The following is a 21,011-nucleotide window of genomic DNA, read 5'->3' on the forward strand; positions in this document are numbered from 1 at the left end:
ACCAGAAAGTAAAAGGTTATGTCCAGGTTCAAGTCCGATTTCCTCCGCACGCTCGATGAGCGCGGCTTCATTCACCAGATCTCCGATGAGGCAGGTCTCGACGAACTGTTCGCCAAGGAAACCGTGACCGCCTATATCGGCTATGACCCGACGGCTTCGAGTTTGCATGTCGGCCACCTCACCCAGATCATGATGCTGCACTGGATGCAGAAGACCGGCCACCAGCCAATCTCGCTGATGGGCGGCGGCACCGGCATGGTCGGCGATCCCTCCTTCAAGGAAGAAGCCCGCAAGCTCATGACGATCGACATGATCGAGGACAACATCACCTCGCTCAAGCATGTCTTCGCCAACTACCTCGATTACGACCGCGCCAATAACCCGGCGCTGATGATCAACAATGCCGACTGGCTGCGTGGTCTGAACTACCTCGAATTCCTGCGCGATGTCGGCCGCCATTTCTCGGTCAACCGCATGCTGTCCTTCGACAGCGTCAAAACGCGCCTCGACCGCGAACAGTCACTGTCCTTCCTCGAATTCAACTACATGATCCTGCAGGCCTACGATTTCGTGGAGCTGAACCAGCGCACCGGCTGCCGCCTGCAGATGGGCGGTTCCGACCAGTGGGGCAACATCATCAACGGTATCGATCTCGGTCACCGCATGGGGACACCGCAACTTTACGCGCTGACCTCGCCGCTGCTCACCACCTCCTCCGGTGCGAAAATGGGCAAGTCGGCTTCCGGCGCCGTGTGGCTGAACAAGGACCTGCTGCCGGTCTATGATTTCTGGCAATACTGGCGCAACACGGAAGATGCGGACGTGGTTCGCTTTGCGAAACTCTTCACCACGCTGCCGATGGATGAGATCGCCCGTCTCTCCGCCCTTGGCGGATCGGAAATCAACGAGGCGAAGAAGATCCTCGCGACCGAAGTGACGGCCATCCTGCACGGCCGCGCAGCGGCGGAAGAAGCAGCGGAGACGGCGCGCAAGACCTTCGAAGAAGGTGCGCTCGCCGAAAACCTGCCCTCCATCGAGGTTCCGGCATCCGAACTCGAAGCCGGCCTCGGCGTTCTCTCGCTCATCGTCCGCGCCGGTCTCGCCGGCTCGAACGGCGAGGCCCGCCGCCACGTTCAGGGCGGTGCGGTAAAGATCAACGACATTGGCGTTTCGGATGAGCGCCAGACGGTCGGTTCCAGCGAAATCACCCGCGATGGCGTCATCAAGCTGTCGGTCGGCAAGAAGAAGCACGTTCTGGTTCGCCCGGCGTAAGACTTACAAAAACATCGTGTCGAGGACTGCGAACGCGGTCCTCGATGCGCCGATACCCCCACTTCCGTCATGCCGGACTAGATCCGGCATCCAGCCACGGCGCGTCTGCGCCGTGAAAGGGCTCTCGCGCGATCAAGGACTTGATCGCACTGGACCCCGGATCAGGTCCGGGGTGACGGAGTGCGGGGTGCACCCATTCCCGCCAAACAGCCGCTTGCGTCAAGCTTTGCGACGCTCCATTCACTGAAATTCGAAAATCTGCCGGAAGACGCCCGGCGCGATCAGCGACAGCGGATTGATCGTCAGCTTCGGCTGGTCCGTCTGGCCGGAGAGCTTGAAGGTGATGCCGAGCAAGCCGCGGTCGCGGCCATTGCCGAGGAAGATGCCGATGAAGGGCAATTCGCCGAACAGCCGGTTCAGGCCATAGGCGGGCATGAAGGTGCCGGTCATGTCCATGCGGCCGCTCTGGTCCTTCAAAAGCCCCTGGAAGGTCGCGCCGATCTGCTCGCCGCGCACGACGCCGTTTTCCACCGCCACCGAACCGTTGACGTAAACGACCCGGGCAAAACCGCGCTGGAATTTTTCCGAGCTGACATCGATATTGCGGCGCACCGCATTGTTGAGGCTCCTGCCGTCCTCGCCCGTCGGCGTGGCGACGATGTCCTGCAGCTTGGCTTCGTTGACGACGGCAAAATTGCGCAGGTCGAGCGATCCGCTCCAGTCGCTGCCATTGGAGGTCGTCAGCGCAAGATTGAGAAGGCCGCCACGAATGCGGCTGTAGATATTGGCGAAACGGGCGAGCGAACCCGCATCACTGCTGGTCAGCGTCACGGTTCCCGTCGCCCCGCGATTGACGGTCTGCGCCACCACCGCCTGGCCGTTGCCGGTGACGCCACGGAAATCGATGGAGCGAACCTTGCCATCCCGCACGCTGACATCGGAACTGACATTGGCAAGGATTTCATCGTTGAACCCGTAGACCTTGTCGAATTGCGTCTTGATGGCAAGGGATGGCTGCGAACGCGACGTCCCGTCGCCGCTGCCGGAAGAGCTGCGAAGCTTCGAGAGGAAAGGCCTGACATCGGCGGATTTCCCCGATGCATTGATGATATAGCCGTTCTTCGAAGCGGCGACCGAAACGGCGTAATTATCGGAGGGCGAAAGCTGCACGCGGCTGAGATCGGCTGAAATCAGCCCGTTCTTGCTGAAGGCGATATCGCCGGCAGCGCCGAAGCCGTCACCGTCGAGCGAAAAGTCGCTGATCGTCGTGCGCCCGTCTCCCATTTCCATGGTGAAGGCGGCGCTGGCGGGAATGCCGATGCCCTTGCTCCAGCCGAGCCCCGGCAGAATGATCGACGCCTTGGTCAGATCGAGCCGGATATCCTGGCGTTTCGGGTCGGCGCCGTCGATTTCAATCGCCGTCGTGCCGCCGAGGACCGTGGAAAGTTCCGGAGCGAGCTTGGCAACCTGCGTTTCGTTCAGGCTTGCCTTCAGCGACAGCGTCGGCGCGATATCGCTGTTCTTGCTCACCGGCTCCGTCATCACGATGTCCATCGGCACGTCGTCCACGCGGCCCCTGCCCTCCAGTTTGAGCTGGCGGTCGTCCAGCGTCATGAAACCGTCGAGCGCAGTCACCTTGTGGCCCGCAAATGGCTTGGTCAGCGACAGGTTCTTCAGATCGAGATCGGCCGTCCACACTGGCGGAGGCGGGTTGTGGCTGGAAAGCAGGCCAACGGTCAGGTTAGCATGGGCTTTGACATCGCCGGTGAAATCCTCCGGCTTGAACTGCGTATTCTTGAGCGCATTGATGGGTTTGAGCGCCGCAAGCTCGGCCACGGCATCGGCCGAGCCCGAAACGTTCAGTTCGAGATTTCCGAGCAGCGGCTTGTCGTAAACAGCGGAAATGAGGAAACGGCTGTTCTCCAGCGCAAGCGACCGGTTCGACGGGAAATAGGATGTCCCCCGTTTGATATCGACGGCCATCTTGCCGCCGACGAGATCGAAATGGGCGTCGACATCGCGCAGCGGCGGAATGTCGCCGGTGGTATTGAGACGCGTATCGTCTATATCGAAACGGATCTGCATTTCGCTTTCGCCGAGCACCAGCGGGCAGCCGGGGCCGCACATCCGCCCCTGCGGGATGAAGATCGCGATTGAACCATTGGTCACGGTGCCGCCGTAGAGATTGGAGACCACCCAGTCGCGCGGCTTGTGCGCCATCCAGAACGGCCAGAGCTGCTTGACCGCCGTGGCCTCCATCTTCGGAATCTGCCCGCCGAAGCTGATTTCCGGCGACCCCTGGCCGAACCGGATTTTCAGCGATCCCGCCATGTCTCCGAGCGGGCCTGTCACATAAAGCGAGGGAACGTCGAGCTGCTTCGTCGCCGCCGTAAAATGCCCGTCCGCCTTCAGGCTGAAAGGAACCGGGGCCTCGCCCGAAGCTTCGGACGAAGCAACGGCGTTGTCGATCCGCAGCGAAAGGCCGAAACCGTCTTCCGTATCGCTGATTTCACCGGCGACCGGAAGAATTGTCCGCCCGAGCTCCAGCCGCGAATTGTCGATGACAAGGGTGCTTTTGGCAAAGTCATAACGCGCGTGGACGTTGCCAGCCGTAAAGGTCTGGGACTCACCGCCGATCATCAGCGTTCCATTGCCGAGGCCGAGCGCAATCTCCAGCTGCGGCTCCTGCCCTTCCATGGCGCGCCGAGCGACAATATTGATACCCGTCTTGACGTTCAGGCCTTCATGGAGATTTCCGTCGGGATCGTATTTCTCAAGAAACGGGCCGATATCGAAACCGTCGATGCGGGCTTCAAAACCGTCTATCCGGCCACCAGATCCCGAAGTCTGCAGCGACACGCTGGCAATTTCACCGTTAAACAGCGTTTCTCCATCGAGCGAATATCCGCCCTGCTGATCGGGCGTCAGCGACAGTTCACGCACTTCGACGGTGCGCGGCTTGCCCAACTCTCCGGGCGGCAGGTGAACCGAAACGCTGGAAATATCGATTTCCTCGGTTCCGCTGCTCAGAAAAGCCTGAGCGAGCTTGTCGAGCTGCCCGAAGGCTTCCTGCAATTGCTGCGGCACGGCGTCGAGCTTGACACTGGCGGGATCGAACCCGTTACCCTTGGGCAAAAGCGCCGTATCGAGCTCCATCCCGTCCGCCTCGAGGCTCTCCACCGAGACACGGCCGGTCAGAAGCGCAAGCGGATCGAGCGCCATGCCGATTGCCCGCGCCCGGCTCATGTGCTGGCCGGATTCCTTCTCGATGATATCCACGTCCTCCGCCACCAGCGCAAGGCGCAGCCCGGTGGAAAACCTGATCGCCGAAGAACCGATCCGCGCGCTGTAATGGGGGCCGAGCGCCCTTTCCAGCGCCTGCTGCGCCTGGCTGGAAAGCGTCGCGTCGATCGATCCCGTCTCGACGGAAAGAATGATGCCGCCGATGGACAGGAAGGCCAGCACGAAAAGGGCTGCGAAAATCTTGATGAAGGCACGCACCATGGAGCGCGGCGCCGGGCAATGCACGATGATGGGATCTTCGGCCTGCGCCGAAGGAAGATCGTGCAGCGCAATGATATCGCGTCTGCCGAACTTGACCTTTTCACCCCTGACTTCAGCCATACGCCCGTGTTTGCCCTTGAATAGCTTTGTTTCGCCGCAACACCGAAGCGGGATGGCGAAAAGTGTAAGCGGTTTTCGTCCGGAATCCCGCTCTAATTCTTTAGCCCGGATAACGATTGAGATTTAAGATCGTTTCGACCTGAAATCTAAATAGTGATCTGGACGACGCGCGGTTTCGCTATATATCGAATGTGGCGACTTTTCCTCAACATCCCGGCGAAAGAAAGGTAGATTATGACAGACTTGACGATTGGCGGCCCGGCTCCCGATTTTACTTTGCCCCGCAACGGTGAAGGGACGGTGACATTGTCCAAACTGCAAGGCAAGGCCGTCATCCTCTATTTCTATCCGAAGGACGATACTTCCGGCTGCACCGCAGAAGCCATCGACTTCAGCGCGCTGGGCGGCGAATTCGAGGCAGCCAACGCCGTCGTCATCGGCATTTCGCCCGACAGCGTCAAAAGCCACGACAAGTTTGCAGCAAAACATTCCCTTTCCGTCATGCTCGCTTCCGACGAGGAGAGGAAGGTTCTGGAAGCCTATGGCGTCTGGAAGGAAAAAAGCATGTATGGCAAAAAATACATGGGCGTCGAACGCACGACCGTCCTCGTTGCCCCGGATGGAAAAATCGCGGAAATCTGGAACAAGGTGAAGGTCGCGGGCCACGCCCAGGCCGTTCTCGAGGCTGTGAAGAAGCTCTGAGGGACCAACCCGTCGTGACGCCCCCGTTCAAAATCATCTCGCTGCGAGGCGGCGCGACGGATGCCATCGTGAGCGCCGATCTCGACAGAAAGACCGCACTCGCGCAGGAAACGGCGACACGCTGGTTCGAGCGCCGCCTGTCGCTGCGCTCACCTCTCGACCCGCCGCTGCCTGAGCGGCCGGGCAGGCCGCAGAAGCCGGAACTCGTGCCGCCAACCGCCGTGGAACGCCGCTCCCTTCACAGCATCAAGGGCCGCATCGCGCTGCTGCACGCCATCGCCCATATCGAGCTCAATGCCGTCGATCTCGCGCTCGATATCGTCGCGCGTTATGCCAGCGAGCCGGTGCCGCATTCCTTTTTCGACGGTTGGATGCAGGTCGCCTTCGAGGAGGCGAAACATTTCCGGCTGGTGCGGGACAGGCTGAGAAGCCTCGGCGCCGACTATGGCGATCTGCCGGCCCATGACGGGCTCTGGCAGGCCGCGCATTCCACCCGCAACGATCTCACCGCACGGCTCGCCGTCGTGCCGCTCATCCTTGAAGCGCGCGGGCTAGACGTCACCCCTTCCCTGCAGGCGAAGATGCGTGAGACGGGCGATCTTGAAAGCGCCGCCGTTCTCGATGTCATCTATAATGACGAAAAGGGCCATGTCGCCATCGGCGCGAAATGGTTCCGGTTCCTGTGCGCGCGTGAAAAGAAGGACCCGGCCGCGACCTTCAGGCAACTCGTGCGCGCGAATTTCCGCGGTCCTTTGAAACCGCCGTTCAACGATATTGCCCGCGCCGAGGCCGGCCTGACGCCTTCCTTTTACCGCTCGCTCACATCCGTCAGCCAATAGCCGACACCGCCAAAAGGCCTCTCCGGCAAAACTTCGTTAACCTTAACGAATTATGATTTCCCCTAAGAAATCGGCCAGTCCGGAGAGAGATTGTGACTGATACGGCGGAAAACCGGGTATTCGGCAAAAAGCGTGAGCCGCACGTGCTCATTCTCGCGCGCGGCGACAGGGTGCGGCACATGACCATCCGTCCGTGGATGGCGGCGCTTGCCGGCTGCACGATCGGCCTTTTCTCGCTCGGTTATCTCGGAGCCACAGGCTATCTCATTTTGCGTGACGACCTGATCGGCGCGACCATGGCCCGCCAGACCCGCATGCAGAACGACTATGAAGACCGCATCGCAGCGCTGAGAGCCCAGGTGGACCGGGTCACCTCCCGGCAATTGCTCGATCAGCAGGTTGTTGAAAAGAAAGTGGAAAAGCTGCTGGAACAGCAGGCGGCGCTGACCTCGCGGCACGGCCGCATGAGCGAATTGCTTGAGCGCGCCGAGAACTCCGGCATCGCCGCCTCCCCGGCCGCGCCCTCGTCTCTTTCGAACGCCTTGGCGCCGGAAAAACGCGCTGACCTCTCCGGCGGCCTTTCGGCCGTTGAAAAGCTGATGACACCCCGCAGGCCGCAGGCGGAAAAGCGCGCCACATCGGACAGACGCGCCGCCTATGTGCCCGAAGCCGGCGAAACACCATCCGACCGGGCCGACCGGGTGTTTTCCAAGGTGACCCTGTCGCTGAAGGACATCGAACGCCAGCAGATATCGCGCATCGCCAGACTGACCAGCGACGCCGAGGACAAGGCGAATGCGATGCAGGACATCATCCGGCAGGCGGGCTTGAAAATCGAAGAGAACGGTAATGACGACATAGGCGGCCCCTATGCCGACCCCGAGCGCGGGGATACCGATCCTTTCAACCTGTCGCTCACCAATCTCGACAATGCGCTGAACCGGCTCGACATCGTCAAGGAAACCGCGACCACCCTGCCCTTCGGCAACCCGGCCCCCGGCCGGGCGATCACCAGCCGATTCGGCAACCGGATGGATCCGTTTCTCGGCCGCCCGGCCCTGCATACCGGTATCGATTTTCGCGCCGAAACCGGTGCCGACGTCAAATCCACCGGCGCGGGCAAGGTGACGGTGGCAGAGAATTCCGGCGGCTACGGCAATATGGTCGAAATCGATCACGGCCAGGGCGTGTCGACGCGATTCGGCCATCTCTCCGCCATTCTGGTGAAAGCCGGCGACAGGGTCGAGGCCGGCGACGTCATCGGCCGCGCCGGCAGCACCGGCCGCTCCACCGGTCCGCATGTGCATTACGAGGTGCGCCGCAACGATACGCCAGTCGATCCGATGCGGTTCCTGATCGCCGGAACGGAACTCAAAACCTACTTAAAATAGCAGCCCGATTTTAATGCTTTTTTTGCGCTTTTTACGATAAATCGCTGAAATCCGCGCCCAAGGCCCAGAAGCCCCGCCCGAACCCCGCTGTTTCGCGCGCTTTTCCCGTTGTTTCCTTGACTTTCCGGCAATTTGGGCATATCCCCGCGCCAAGTCTTTGCAAGTGCCGTCGCGGCACGCAGGTGTTCTTACCGAACCAGAACGGAAAAAGTTCTTCCTTTGACAACATTCTCTGATCTTGGCCTGAGCCAAAAAGTTCTTTCCGCTATTGCAGATGCCGGCTACACGACGCCGACACCCATTCAGGCTGGCGCCATTCCGCCGGCGCTGGAAAAGCGTGATATCTGCGGTATCGCACAGACCGGCACGGGCAAAACCGCGTCCTTCGTTCTGCCGATGCTCACCCTGCTTGAGAAGGGCCGCGCTCGCGCCAGAATGCCGCGCACGCTGATCCTTGAGCCGACCCGTGAGCTGGCAGCGCAGGTGGCGGAGAACTTCGAGAAATACGGCAAGAATCACAAGCTGAACGTCGCCCTTCTCATCGGCGGCGTTTCCTTCGAAGACCAGGACCGCAAGCTTGAGCGCGGCGCCGATGTGCTGATCTGCACCCCCGGCCGCCTTCTCGACCATTGCGAGCGCGGCAAGCTTTTGATGACCGGCGTGGAAATCCTCGTCATCGACGAAGCCGACCGTATGCTGGATATGGGCTTCATTCCCGATATCGAGCGTATCGCCAAGATGATTCCGTTCACCCGGCAGACGCTGTTCTTCTCGGCCACCATGCCGCCGGAAATCCAGAAGCTTGCTGATCGCTTCCTGCAGAACCCCGTGCGTGTCGAGGTCGCCAAGCCCTCCTCCACGGCAAAGACCGTTGCCCAGCGCATCGTTGCCGCGCATAACAAGGACTATGAAAAGCGCGCCGTGCTGCGCGATCTCGTCCGCGCCGAAGAAGCCGAACTGAAGAACGCCATCATCTTCTGCAACCGCAAGAAAGATGTGGCCGACCTGTTCCGCTCGCTCGACCGTCACGGTTTTTCCGTCGGCGCGCTGCATGGCGACATGGACCAGCGTTCGCGCACCACGATGCTGCAGAACTTCAAGGACGGCAATCTGAAGCTGCTCGTCGCCTCCGACGTTGCCGCACGCGGCCTGGACATCCCCGATGTCAGCCACGTCTTCAACTTCGATATTCCCATTCACTCGGAAGACTATGTCCACCGCATCGGCCGTACCGGTCGTGCCGGCCGCTCGGGCAAGGCTTTCACCATCGTCACCAGGAGCGACACGAAGTATCTCGACGCGATCGAAAAGCTGATCGGCGAAAAGATCGAGTGGCAGAACGGTGACCTCTCCACCCTTCCCGCGCCCATGGAAAGCTTTGAAAGCAATTCCGGCCGCCGGGGCAAGGAACGGGGCGGCAGGGGCCGCGACCGCAACCGTCGCGACGCAGCGCCGGTCGAAAACATCAATCAGGGTGCACAATCCGCTGCGGACACGGACATCGCGGCTCATGGAGACGACAAGGTGAAAGCAGAACGCAAGCAGGAAAAGACCCCGCGCAATTCCGACCGCAACAGCCGCAATCCGTTGCACGCCAATGACGACAACCGCGACCGCCGCCGCCATTATCGCGACCATGACGATGGCCCGACACCGGTTGGTTTCGGCGACGACATCCCCGCTTTCATGCTGATTGTGGCCAACGCCAAGGCCTGACCGCGGGAATGGACAGCATGAAGCCGACCGCGAGGCCAGGTCTCGATTTTCCGGGTGTCGGCGTCGGCCTCGCCATCATGCGTGACGGCCGCGTGCTTTTATGCCGGCGCCTGAAGGCGCCGGAAGCCGGATACTGGAGCATTCCGGGCGGCAAGGTCGATCACCTTGAAACCTCCCTCGCCGCGGCACGCCGCGAGGCCGAAGAAGAAACCGGGCTCAAGATCGGCAACGTCGAATTTCTCTGCCATAGCGAATTCATCGATACGGACGATCGCCACCACTGGGTTTCGCTGATCTTCGTCACCCACGATGCGCAGGGTGAGCCGGCACTGACCGAACCCGACAAGCTTTCCGCCATCGGCTGGTTCGATCCGGATAAGCTTCCCGAACCCATCTCCGCCTTTGCCAGGGACGCCCTGGCCGCCCTGAAATAAAGCCGCACCGGCGGCCGACAGAACCCGATTGCCGGCAACAATGGCCGTCAACGGGCATTTTCAAGCAGTTATGTTGATGTGTACGTCGGAGCCGGCCTCACCCTCTCCGCGCGATATCTTTTCCATCAATTCGAAAATGAAAGAACGTCTTTGCGCAGGAGTTTTTTAATTCAATTTTAAATTGATTAAATTAGCTCCACGTAAAAAACCGCCCCAGTTTCCCGAAGCGGTTTATGCGTAATGAAAAAAATAGAATATGAAACGCAATATAGTCTGGCAGTGCTTATAATCGGAACACTTTCCGAGGCCTGTTACAGCCAATTTCAGTCGTCCCCTGAAACAGTTACATCTAAGCTAATCATTTACTTTCCGTCAAGCAAATCTTCTCGCAAATGCGAAAAAACCGCGAGGAAAAACTTGTGTGCGCCATGAAGGTTTATATATTTCGAATATATATCAGCAAGTTAGGAAAGTGGGAATAAAATGTGCATTTTTGTGGGCTGCACTCTAGAAGGCAGACTTAATAGCGCACGTTTCCCAAATTGCATCTCTACTCCACAAATATAATAGTTTTATAAAGCAATACAGTCGTTCAACCTCGCTGACGCCTTCCCGCCTTGGAAAAGGGTAGATGGCTAAGATTCCTTGGAAAATCAACGACAACGATCATCTTCAGCCTGTGACGGTAAAAACAACTTAAAATTGACGCATCTGGCGTTTTTTCCGATGCAGACTCGAGGCCGCAAGGAGGCAACATTCCCTGGCGACGTTAAATCCACGAATTCATGCACTTACAGCTTCGATATAATCAGTCGGATGCCAAGAATGATAAGCCCCCACATAAAAATGGAGACGATTAAAACCAATAATAAAAACCTGCACCTAAAATAAAGTATGATTTTTTTTGCAATATTCTCCATTTTCTTTCCATGATGGTACGCCATTTGCTGCCAAATACATTTGGCGTGGAAGAAATTCCGATCAGTGGTGTCTTTCTTCCCTTGGCTTTATCGCGGGGGAAATCACGACCATCGCCATCACGACAATCGCGAACAACAAAATAAATGGGCACAAAACGAGCACAGCAAGGCCCTTAGCCGCAGAACTGAATACTTTGCGTAGCAACCCTGACCTTTCAACGCGCATCGTGGCCGCCTTTTTAGAGATCTGTGTCTCCAGAAATTGTCATCACCGCTTCACAATCGAATCGTCTTGAAGACCGCGAACTACTCATCAAGCATTCAACGGCGAGATATTTGATTCTATGCAATGGCACGAAGCGTGCTCTCTATCTTGCTGATGCCTTTAACACAGTGCTAAATAACCTATTAAAACAAGTGCGTCCTGGCAGACGCGCTCCCAATGAATGACATGCGAACACAGAGAGGATTAAATTACATTTGGATTTTTGTAAACTCCATTTGTGATTTAATTTAAAGGAATTTGGCCAGGAAAGAAGTCGAGCCCAAGACAGCCCTAGGAAAACGCCTTCGAGCTGTGAGGGCGGCGTTCGATATCGATGACCGGGATGTCTTCGCCAACCGACTGGCAATCAGCAAAAGCGGGCTGGCGCATTATGAGCGGGGCGAACGCGTGCCCGATGCCGAACTGCTTTCCGCGTACCACAGGGAATTTGGCGTGAACATATCATGGCTGGTGACGGGACATGGAGATATGTTCGAAGGTGGGCAATCGGCCAGCGCAGACTATAGCTCACATCAGCTTTTAGTGGATCTGATCAATCCGCTCGGAAGATTGATAAACAAAGTTTACCGTGACCATGAGGTGAGGATAACCGACGATCAGCGCTTCGCGGAGTTGACCAGATGGCATAATAATTTGACCCGCCGCGCCGGCTCATCCTTCGATTGGAACGATCTTATGTCCCAGTTGCCGTGGGTGGAGCAAAGCCTTGGAGAGGAGTTGCTCTCCAGGCGCACAAGCCCGGAAACCAGCAAAAGATCGGCAAGCTGATCCTCACAAACAATGCAGACACACGGGGCAATATGATGGTTTTGCGGGAATGTCCGTGAAGCGCGCGTATTTTTCCTTTGGAAAACCGGTTGTTGCCGATAAACATCAAGCCGGGACAACAGGATTTCTATCACGTCATGCTTTCACTTCGCCTGCTAACGATCATCGCCGGTTTTGCCCTCGCGGGCTCAGCAAGCGCGGCATCGATTGGCATTGTTGCGCCCCAGAGCGGTCCTTACGAACTCCTGGGGCAGCAGGTACGGCAGGGTGCGAAGGCGGCGGCGGCAAAGCTCGGACTGGATGTCGTCGAAATCCATGAAAGCTGCGAAGATGGCAGCGGCGGCGCCATTGCCGATGGCCTCGTGGCCGCCAAGGTCAGCGCCGCAATCGGTTTCTTGTGCACCGAAACGCTTCAGGATGTTCTGCCGCCGCTGAAAGCGGCCGCCATTCCCGCCATCACGCTTTCCAGCCGCGCGCCGATCCTGATGGAAGACGCCCTGAAATATGGCTGGCCACTCTTTCGCCTCGCCCCGTCAGACAGGGCCGAATCGGACAGGATCGCGGAGATCATCCTGCGCGACTGGAAGGGACATTCCATCGGACTTGTGGATGACGGCACGATCTACAGCCGCGAGCTGGTCGACCGCATCCGCTCGTCGCTCGAGGAAAATGGTCTGAAGCCCACCCTTGCCGATACGATGCGTCCCAACCAGGAACAGCAGGTGGCGCTGGTGCGCCGGCTGGCGCGCACCGGCATTTCCCATGTCTTCGTCGGCGCGGAACGCAACGACGTCGCCATCATTGCCAGAGACGCCGGGTCGGAGAACATTCCCCTCACCGTCATGGGCGGCGATGCCATGAATGCGGCCAACAATCCGGTCCCCTTGGCCGCGAATGTGCTGGCGGTCACCCGCCCGGCCTATGATACCCTGCCATCGGCCCAGGCCGTTGCCGGCGAACTGCGCGCCGCCGGCATCGAGCCGGAAGGTTACGTCCTGCCGGCCTATGCGGCAACGGAACTCACCGCCGCCCTCGCGGAAGCCACACAGGCGCAGTCGAAACCCGCGCCGGAGATACTGGCGGGCGGCACCCTTTTCAAAACCGTTCTCGGCGATCTCGGCTTCAACCCGTCGCATGACCTTTCGGACAATCCCTATCGCCTGCAGCGATGGAACGGCCAGCGCTTCGAACCGGCGGATAAGGCTGAAAGACAATAGGCGAAACCCGCGCCGCCGAAAATTCGAGGAAACGCAGCTGAAAACCGCCGGCAACCGCGCGACCGGCCGTTTCAAACCCCGATACTTGGTGTTAAAGGCAGCTTACGCAACGCGTCGAGAGGAGTTTGCCCCATGTCCCTGCCCATCCGCATAGCCCCGTCCATTCTGGCTGCCGATTTCGCCAAGCTCGGACAGGAAGTCGCCGATGTCACGGAAGCGGGCGCGGACTGGATTCATCTCGATGTGATGGATGGCCATTTCGTCCCCAACATCTCCTTCGGGCCGGATGTCATCAAGGCGCTGCGGCCGCACAGCATGGCCTTCTTCGATTGCCATCTGATGATCGCACCCGTCGATCCCTATCTCGAAGCCTTCGCCAAGGCGGGCTGCGACAGCATCACCGTGCATGCCGAAGCCGGGCCTCATCTGCACCGCTCGCTGCAGACGATCCGCGGGCTCGGCAGAAAGGCCGGCGTGACGCTCAACCCCGCAACACCGCTTTCAGTTATCGAAAACGTGCTTGATGACGTCGATCTCGTCCTGATCATGAGCGTCAACCCCGGTTTTGGCGGGCAGAAGTTCATTCCGGCCATGCTGGACAAGATCCGCGCGGCAAAGGCCATGATCGGCGACCGGCCGATAGAACTCGAAGTGGATGGCGGCGTGACGGCGGAAACCGCAGGCGCGATCGTTGCCGCCGGTGCAAATGCGCTGGTGGCCGGCTCGGCCATCTTCAAGGGCGACGGCGTCGCCGACTACCGCAAGACGGTCGCGCAACTGCGCCACGCAGCGGAAGCCGCGCGGACATAACCGCCGCCGCCGAAGGGCGCACGCAAGGCGTTGGGGGATCGGCATGGAAAGCGACAGGCGGGGTTTCCGTGACACGGCTTCGGCAGCGCTGTTTCCGCTGCTCGGCGCGCTTGTCTGGGCCGCCTGTTCCAGCGCCGCCGCCGCTATCGGCCTCTATGTCAGGAACCGGCTGGAAACCGATCATGCCGCCGACATCATCATGCTTTTCTTCGCGGGCGGCCTCTTCGGCTGGCTGCTGGCCATGGCGGCGCTGCACCTTCTCCCTGCTTCCGCCGCCCTGCCGCTGCGTTTCGTGGCGGCCTGTCTTGCCATCGCTTTTTTCACGCTGGCAGTTGCGGCGGCGTTTTTCGCTTTCGAGTACCGTATTTTTTATGCGCAATGGCACGCGCCGGCATTCTCCCGCATCTGGTTTTTTCAGCAGCTCTTCACATCGCTCGGCGCGATTTACCAGTTCTGCATTCTCGGCCCTGGCTTATATTTTCCCTTTGCCATCGTTCCGCTCCTGCCTGCGGGCGCGATCCTCTGCCGACGTGCGCAACGAGCAACAGAGGCATGTAGCTTGATAGATTGAGATTACCGGAACACTTTGCTAAACGGGCAGCAAAATTCCTCCACAAAGAAAGTCATTGCCATGATCCCTCGTTATTCCCGGCCGGAAATGGTCGCCATCTGGTCGCCGGAAACAAAGTTCCGCATCTGGTTCGAGATCGAGGCATATGCCTGTGACGCGCTTGCCGAACTCGGCGTTATCCCGAAGTCCGCTGCCCAGACCATCTGGGAAAAGGGCGGCAGCGCCACCTTCGACGTCGCCCGCATCGACGAGATCGAAGCCGTCACCAAGCATGACGTCATCGCCTTCCTCACCCATCTTGCCGAATTTGTCGGTCCCGACAGCCGTTTCGTGCATCAGGGCATGACCTCGTCGGACGTGCTCGATACCACGCTCAACATCCAGCTCGTGCGCGCCGCCGATCTGCTGCTCGCCGATATGGACCGGGTGCTCGCCGCGCTGAAGACCCGCGCCTTCGAACACAAGAACACGGTGCGCATCGGACGCAGCCACGGCATCCATGCCGAGCCGACCACCATGGGCCTGACCTTCGCCCGCTTCTATGCCGAGATGCACCGCAACCGCGAGCGCCTCGTCAATGCCCGTGCGGAAATCGCCACGGGCGCGATCTCCGGCGCCGTCGGCACCTTCGCCAATATCGACCCGCGCGTCGAAGAACATGTCTGTGCCAAGCTCGGCCTCATCCCCGAGCCGGTCTCCACGCAGGTCATCCCGCGTGACCGCCACGCCATGTTCTTCGCAACCCTCGGCGTCATCGCTTCGTCGATTGAAAACGTCGCCATCGAAATCCGCCACATGCAGCGCACCGAGGTTCTGGAAGCGGAAGAATTCTTCTCGCCGGGCCAGAAGGGCTCGTCCGCCATGCCGCACAAGCGCAACCCGGTTCTGACCGAAAACCTGACCGGCCTTGCCCGTCTGGTACGCATGTCCGTCGTCCCGGCTATGGAAAACGTAGCGCTGTGGCACGAGCGCGATATCAGCCACTCCTCCGTCGAACGCGCCATCGGCCCCGACACCACTGTCACGCTGGATTTCGCGCTGAACCGTCTGGCCGGCGTCATCGAGAAGCTGGTGATCTACCCGGACAACATGTTGAAGAACATGAACAAGTTCCGCGGCCTCGTGCATTCGCAGCGCGTTCTCCTGGCACTGACGCAGGCCGGCGTCTCCCGCGAGGACGCTTATCGTCTGGTACAGCGCAACGCCATGAAGGTCTGGGAACAGGGCGCCGATTTCCTTGAGGAACTGCTGGGCGACGAGGAAGTGCGCGCCGCACTTCCCGAAGAGGTGATCCGCGAAAAGTTCGACCTCGGTTACCACACCAAGCATGTCGACACGATCTTCACCCGCGTCTTCGGCAACGCCTGAGACTTGAGCTAAGTTTGAGACCTTGAAGTTAATGCCGCCGCGACCTTGATCGCGGCGGCATCGCAACACAGATATGGGCGCATGAAAGTTTCAGAAGCAGATATCCTGATCGTCCCCGGTTATACCAATTCCGGCCCCGACCACTGGCAGAGCCGCTGGGAGCGCAAGCTTTCCACCGCACGCCGCGTCGAGCAGGCCGAATGGTCCAAACCCGTGAAGGAAGACTGGGTCGCCCGGCTGGTGGAAGAGGTCAATGCCTCCACCAGGCCCATCGTCCTCGTCGCCCATTCGCTCGGTGTGCCGACCGTCATCCATGCCCTGCCGGAAATCGGCAGGAAAGTGTCCGGCGCGCTGCTCGTCGCGCCGCCCGATGTCGCCAATCCCGATATCCGGCCGAAGCACCTGATGACGTTCGGGCCTTACCCGCGCGATCCGCTGCCTTTCCCGGCGATCACCATCGCCAGCCGCAACGATCCTTTCGGCTCTTATGAACATGCCGATGACATTGCCGCCGCCTGGGGCTCGCTTTTGATCGACGCCGGCATGTCCGGCCATATCAACACCGAGTCGGGCCATGGTCCGTGGCCGGAAGGCGGTATGGTCTTCGCGCAGTTTTTGAGCCGGCTGAAGGCTGTCGAGCCCTGACGGCACCGGCCCTGCGGACCGCCTCCCCTTCGATCGGCCCCGGAAGCCTGATTTCGGGGCGCAGCGGTTTCCCCGGCCTGTCACAAGAATTGAAGGGAAATATGCGAGCCGCATTGTAGAATGCACTCTTTTCCTTTATGGGACCGCTTCAAAGACCAAACGCAACGCCACCAGAATCGGCGTCAACCAAGAGACCTGCAATTATGAACCGTCGCCGCCGTATTTACGAAGGCAAGGCCAAGATCCTCTACGAGGGTCCGGAGCCAGGCACGCTTATCCAGTTCTTCAAGGACGATGCGACCGCCTTCAACAAGAAGAAGCATGAAGTTATTGACGGCAAGGGCGTGCTGAACAACCGTATCTGCGAATACGTCTTCACGCATCTGAACAAGATCGGCATTCCCACGCACTTCATCCGCCGCCTCAACATGCGCGAGCAGTTGATCAAGGAAGTGGAGATGATCCCGCTCGAAGTCGTCGTGCGCAATGTCGCTGCCGGCTCGCTGTCGAAGCGCCTCGGCATCGAGGAAGGCGTGGTTCTGCCGCGCTCCATCATCGAATTCTATTACAAGTCGGATGAGCTCGAAGACCCGATGGTCTCCGAAGAGCACATCACGGCTTTCGGCTGGGCCAACCCCGCCGAGCTTGACGACATCATGGCGCTCGCCATCCGCGTCAACGACTTCCTGTCCGGCCTGTTCCTCGGTGTCGGCATCCAGCTCGTCGATTTCAAGATCGAATGCGGCCGCCTTTTCGAAGGCGACATGATGCGCATCATCCTCGCCGACGAGATTTCGCCCGATAGCTGCCGCCTGTGGGACATCGAGACCCAGAAAAAGATGGACAAGGACCTGTTCCGCCGCGACATGGGCGGGCTTCTCGAAGCCTATTCCGAAGTCGCGCGCCGTCTCGGCATCATCAATGAAAACGAACCGATCCGCGGCACCGGTCCAGTCCTGGTAAAGTAATATCGGCCTCGTGAAGTAATATTGGCCTAACAAGGTAAAATCAGGAGAAGATCAGGTGATCAAGGCACGGGTGACTGTTACGCTGAAGAACGGCGTTCTCGATCCGCAGGGCAAGGCAATCGAAGGCGCGCTCGGCAGCCTCGGTTTCGGTGGCGTCGGCCATGTCCGTCAGGGCAAGGTCTTCGATCTGGAGCTGGAAGGCGCAGACAAGGCCAAGGCCGAGACCGACCTGAAGGCAATGTGCGAAAAGCTTCTGGCCAATACGGTCATCGAAAACTACGCCATAGCCATCCTCTGAAGCCCAGGAGCCGCTCCGATGAAATCCGCTGTCGTCCAACTTCCCGGCCTCAACCGCGACCGCGACATGATCGCGGCGCTGACGAAAATCTCCGGAAGCGCGCCCGTCACCATCTGGCAGACGGAAACGGATATTCCCGACGTCGACCTGATCGTCATCCCGGGCGGCTTCTCCTATGGTGACTATCTGCGTTGCGGCGCCATTGCCGCCCGCATGCCGGTCATGCAGGCCATTCGTGAAAAGGCCGAAAAGGGCGTCAAGGTTCTCGGCGTCTGCAACGGCTTCCAGATTCTGGTCGAGGCGGGCATGCTGCCGGGTGCCTTGATGCGCAACGCCTCGCTGAAATTCGTCTGCCGTGAAGTGAAGCTCGAAGTCGCCAACAACGACACGGACTTCACTCGCGCCTATGACAAGGGCCAGATCCTGCGCTGCCCCGTCGCCCATCACGACGGCAACTACTTCCTTGATGCGGATGAGCTGAAGTCGGTTGAAGGCAACGGACAGGTGGTGTTCCGTTATGCCGAGGGCACCAATCCCAACGGCTCGCTGAACGACATTGCCGGCGTCATCAACACCAAGGGCAACGTTCTCGGCATGATGCCACACCCGGAAAACCTGATCGAAGCCGCCCATGGCGGCAATGACGGCCGCGGCCTCTTCGCTTCGGCGCTTGGCGTCATCGCAGCCTGATAGACCAAGGCGGGTTTCAAGCCCGCCTTTTTTGATGCCGGCTTCCGGCTATGTTTCGGCTTTTCTTCTGGATGACCTGATGCCCCGCATTCTTCGATACGATGCCTTTAAAGCCACTGGACTGATCCTCGCTGCCGCCGCACTCGCGGCCTGCCAGCCGAAACCGCAGCCTTCCTCCTCCGTCTCCCGCGCAGCCCTGCCGACCATGGAACGGATCGCGCTTGGCGCGAATGCCTGCTGGTTCAAATCGGGCGACGCGGCGTTCAAGGCCTATCGCCTGGCGCCGGAACTCAACTCCTTCTCCGGCCGTCCGCGCATCCTGCTCGTGCCGCGCAACAGCCCGGAATCGCGCCCCATGCTGGTGGTTCAGGCAGAAGGCAACCCGGCAAAGCTCGATGCTTTCGGCCCCGTGATGAACGAAGCCCTTTCCGGCCGCATCGCAACCGACGTCAAGCGCTGGGCGAACGGCGGCAAGGGCTGCTGATCGACAGGTACCGGCACCCCGTGAGAACGCGGTCGGCATAAAAAAACCCGCCAGCGCCGGTTGGGATTAGCGTGGCGGGTTGCCGAATGGCTGCTTGGCGCCGGGGAAAGAAGGCGCCGCTCTCCGACAAAAAATCAAAGCGGCCGCGGCGGCCAGGAAAAGAGCCGGGATTTTGCCGCCTCCCTCAAGGCTTCATCCCGCGTAACGCCGATATCGTCCAGCAGATCGTCCGAAAGCTCCCGCAGGGCGAAGCGCCCCTGACGTTTCCGCTGCCATGAGGATATGCCCGCAATCAGGCGACCAATAAGCGTGCGGGCGATCTTGGCCGGAAAGGGCGCCGGTGCGACCATGTCGCCGGCATCGCGGAACACGCGTTCCCGTTCGTAGCCATCAGGATAGAGTGTATCCGCTGTCGAAAGGTATTGATCCATCTTGCGCATATTGCACCTATTGTCTCCGTGCGTTTAGCCTCATTCAATGCAGACAATAAATACAATTGACTTGGGGATGGATACAATGCATAAATTGTCACCATGACAAATTGGCTTCCCGACATTACCGAGGGCGACGGCCCGATTTACCTGCGCCTCGCCGACAGTATCGAAGGCGCGATTTCCGACGGCACCCTGCAGGCCGGCTCGAAACTGCCGCCGCAGCGCAATCTTGCTTACGATCTCGGTGTGACAATCGGCACAATCAGCCGGGCCTATGCGCTCATCCATGAGCGCGGCCTCGTCAGCGGTGAGGTCGGGCGCGGCACCTATGTCAATGAGCGCAAGACCCCTGCCCCGTCATTGCCCATGGAGCCGGCAACGGCCGCCTTCGGCAGCACGCGCCACGCCGTCGATACCATCGCCGAATTCCGGTTGAACACCACTGCTGCGCCGGATGTCGGCCAGAGCGTGCTGATCGCCAGGCACATCGAGGCGGTGACCAGAGAGCATCCCCAGGACATTACCAATTATGCCCGCTCTTTTCCCGACAACTGGTGCATGGCTGGCGTTCGCTGGCTTTCCCAGAACGGCTGGTCGCCGAAGCCGGAAAACATCGTTTCGACGCTTGGTGCGCATGCGGCGGTGATGAGCGTGATGTCCGCGATGACCGCGCCGGGCGACCGCATCGTCTTCGAACCCGTCACCTATTCCCACATCAGCCGCAGCGCCACACTTGCCGGACGGCGGGTGACGCTTGTGGAGGCGGATGAGAACGGCATTGTCCCGGATGATTTCGAACGCGTCTGCGCCCAGCAGCACCCCAAGATGATCTTCCTGATGTCGGCCGGCCAGAACCCGACCTGCGCCACCCTGCCGGAAGAGCGCCGCCGCGCGATTGCCGATATCGCCCGTCGTTACGGCGTGTGGATTGTCGAGGACAATCTTTATGGCGCGATGACGCGCGATGCGATCCCGCTGATCGCAGAATTTGCGCCCGACATTACCTTCGTCGTCGGCGGCCTGTCGAAATCCGTCGCCGCCGGCGTGCGCGGCGGCTGGGTCGCCTGTCCGGCGCAATATTCCTCGCGCATCCGTATTTCCCACTCGATGATGACGGGCGGCCTGCCCTTCATGCTGGCCGAACTGAATGCGCGCCTCGTCAATAGTGGCGACGCCGACGCCATTCGCAAGGATTGTATCGCCGAGATCAATGAGCGGGAGGCGATTGCCCGGCGGGCCTTCGCCGGACTGGATTTCAATTCGCTGCCCGATATCGCCTTCCTGTGGCTGAGACTGCCCGAACCCTGGCTTTCCGGCACGTTCCGAAATGCGGCGATGAAAGAAGGCGTGCTGATAGATGACGAGGATGAGTTCAAGGCCGGCCGCACCGACAAGGTTTTCCATCGGGTGCGCGTCAGCCTTTCTGGTCCATCGAACCAGCAAGAGTTGACCCATGCCCTCGGCATCCTGCGCCACCTTCTCGACAACGGCTCCGCCGGTTACGAAAGCGTTGCCTAGAGGGCAGAGACTCTTTCCTGCAACACCCGGCCTAATTCAGTAACTTATCATTTACC

20 protein-coding genes are annotated in these 21,011 nt (G+C 59.7%); 17 read left to right on the forward strand and 3 right to left on the reverse strand.

From position 1 onward, the window contains the following. Positions 1-18: 18 nt before the first annotated feature. Entirely contained in the window at positions 19-1,272 is a 1,254-nt protein-coding gene (gene tyrS / locus F3H58_RS00450) for a tyrosine--tRNA ligase (RefSeq protein ID WP_149740875.1), read from the forward strand. A gap of 240 nt (positions 1,273-1,512) precedes the next feature. Here tyrS and F3H58_RS00455 read toward each other — a convergent pair whose 3' ends face one another. After that, a complete protein-coding gene (locus F3H58_RS00455) occupies positions 1,513-4,896 on the reverse strand; it encodes a YhdP family protein (protein WP_149740876.1) in 3,384 nt (1,127 codons plus the stop codon). Between the two features lie 234 nt (positions 4,897-5,130). Here F3H58_RS00455 and F3H58_RS00460 point away from each other — a divergent pair, with 234 nt between their 5' ends. From F3H58_RS00460 to F3H58_RS00480, 5 genes are all read left to right on the forward strand, one after another. Next, positions 5,131-5,598, forward strand: coding sequence for a peroxiredoxin (locus tag F3H58_RS00460; RefSeq protein WP_020810868.1), 468 nt, complete (start codon positions 5,131-5,133; stop codon positions 5,596-5,598). A gap of 14 nt (positions 5,599-5,612) precedes the next feature. After that, positions 5,613-6,437: a ferritin-like domain-containing protein gene (locus tag F3H58_RS00465; RefSeq protein WP_149740877.1), complete on the forward strand. Its 825-nt coding sequence runs from the start codon at positions 5,613-5,615 to the stop codon at positions 6,435-6,437. Between the two features lie 92 nt (positions 6,438-6,529). Next, positions 6,530-7,828 (forward strand): M23 family metallopeptidase, encoded by a 1,299-nt coding sequence (locus tag F3H58_RS00470; protein WP_149740878.1) that lies wholly within the window; start codon positions 6,530-6,532, stop codon positions 7,826-7,828. Between the two features lie 219 nt (positions 7,829-8,047). After that, a complete protein-coding gene (locus F3H58_RS00475; protein WP_003520451.1) occupies positions 8,048-9,544 on the forward strand; it encodes a DEAD/DEAH box helicase in 1,497 nt (498 codons plus the stop codon). Between the two features lie 17 nt (positions 9,545-9,561). Further along, complete coding sequence (locus tag F3H58_RS00480) at positions 9,562-9,978, forward strand: NUDIX domain-containing protein (RefSeq protein WP_502706407.1); 417 nt, start codon at positions 9,562-9,564, stop codon at positions 9,976-9,978. An 856-nt stretch (positions 9,979-10,834) separates the two neighbouring features. Here F3H58_RS00480 and F3H58_RS00485 read toward each other — a convergent pair. Next, the gene (locus tag F3H58_RS00485) at positions 10,835-11,050 is read right to left on the reverse strand and encodes a hypothetical protein (protein WP_149740880.1); all 216 of its coding nucleotides are present in this window, start codon (positions 11,048-11,050) and stop codon (positions 10,835-10,837) included. A 371-nt stretch (positions 11,051-11,421) separates the two neighbouring features. Between F3H58_RS00485 and F3H58_RS00490 the strand changes: the two genes are divergently transcribed. From F3H58_RS00490 to F3H58_RS00535, 10 genes are all read left to right on the forward strand, one after another. Continuing rightward, positions 11,422-11,952, forward strand: coding sequence for a helix-turn-helix domain-containing protein (locus F3H58_RS00490; protein ID WP_078052784.1), 531 nt, complete (start codon positions 11,422-11,424; stop codon positions 11,950-11,952). An 89-nt stretch (positions 11,953-12,041) separates the two neighbouring features. Then, a complete protein-coding gene (locus F3H58_RS00495; RefSeq protein WP_188128724.1) occupies positions 12,042-13,169 on the forward strand; it encodes a branched-chain amino acid ABC transporter substrate-binding protein in 1,128 nt (375 codons plus the stop codon). Positions 13,170-13,301: 132 nt separating this feature from the next. Continuing rightward, entirely contained in the window at positions 13,302-13,979 is a 678-nt protein-coding gene (gene rpe / locus F3H58_RS00500; RefSeq protein ID WP_003520447.1) for a ribulose-phosphate 3-epimerase, read from the forward strand. Between the two features lie 43 nt (positions 13,980-14,022). Further along, positions 14,023-14,550: a hypothetical protein gene (locus F3H58_RS00505; protein ID WP_149740881.1), complete on the forward strand. Its 528-nt coding sequence runs from the start codon at positions 14,023-14,025 to the stop codon at positions 14,548-14,550. 60 nt (positions 14,551-14,610) lie between these two features. Further along, positions 14,611-15,918: an adenylosuccinate lyase gene (gene purB / locus F3H58_RS00510; protein WP_020810926.1), complete on the forward strand. Its 1,308-nt coding sequence runs from the start codon at positions 14,611-14,613 to the stop codon at positions 15,916-15,918. 81 nt (positions 15,919-15,999) lie between these two features. Continuing rightward, entirely contained in the window at positions 16,000-16,563 is a 564-nt protein-coding gene (locus F3H58_RS00515) for an alpha/beta hydrolase (RefSeq protein ID WP_080856489.1), read from the forward strand. Positions 16,564-16,766: 203 nt separating this feature from the next. Next, positions 16,767-17,531, forward strand: a complete 765-nt coding sequence (purC, locus tag F3H58_RS00520; RefSeq protein ID WP_003520440.1) for a phosphoribosylaminoimidazolesuccinocarboxamide synthase — start codon at positions 16,767-16,769, stop codon at positions 17,529-17,531. Between the two features lie 55 nt (positions 17,532-17,586). Beyond that, positions 17,587-17,829, forward strand: coding sequence for a phosphoribosylformylglycinamidine synthase subunit PurS (gene purS, locus F3H58_RS00525; protein WP_003507918.1), 243 nt, complete (start codon positions 17,587-17,589; stop codon positions 17,827-17,829). Positions 17,830-17,847: 18 nt separating this feature from the next. Beyond that, positions 17,848-18,519 (forward strand): phosphoribosylformylglycinamidine synthase subunit PurQ, encoded by a 672-nt coding sequence (gene purQ, locus F3H58_RS00530; RefSeq protein WP_065655203.1) that lies wholly within the window; start codon positions 17,848-17,850, stop codon positions 18,517-18,519. Between the two features lie 79 nt (positions 18,520-18,598). Further along, positions 18,599-19,003: a hypothetical protein gene (locus F3H58_RS00535; RefSeq protein WP_149740882.1), complete on the forward strand. Its 405-nt coding sequence runs from the start codon at positions 18,599-18,601 to the stop codon at positions 19,001-19,003. Between the two features lie 134 nt (positions 19,004-19,137). Here F3H58_RS00535 and F3H58_RS00540 read toward each other — a convergent pair whose 3' ends face one another. Beyond that, positions 19,138-19,443 carry a DUF1127 domain-containing protein gene (locus tag F3H58_RS00540; RefSeq protein WP_065655204.1) on the reverse strand — a complete coding sequence of 102 codons (306 nt, stop codon included), beginning with the start codon at positions 19,441-19,443 and terminating at the stop codon, positions 19,138-19,140. A 93-nt stretch (positions 19,444-19,536) separates the two neighbouring features. Here F3H58_RS00540 and F3H58_RS00545 point away from each other — a divergent pair, with 93 nt between their 5' ends. After that, positions 19,537-20,955 (forward strand): aminotransferase-like domain-containing protein, encoded by a 1,419-nt coding sequence (locus F3H58_RS00545; RefSeq protein ID WP_149740883.1) that lies wholly within the window; start codon positions 19,537-19,539, stop codon positions 20,953-20,955. The last annotated feature ends 56 nt before the right edge of the window (positions 20,956-21,011 follow it).

The organism is Rhizobium sp. NFACC06-2, from assembly GCF_900101425.1.
In the GTDB taxonomy this organism is placed as follows: domain Bacteria; phylum Pseudomonadota; class Alphaproteobacteria; order Rhizobiales; family Rhizobiaceae; genus Agrobacterium; species Agrobacterium leguminum.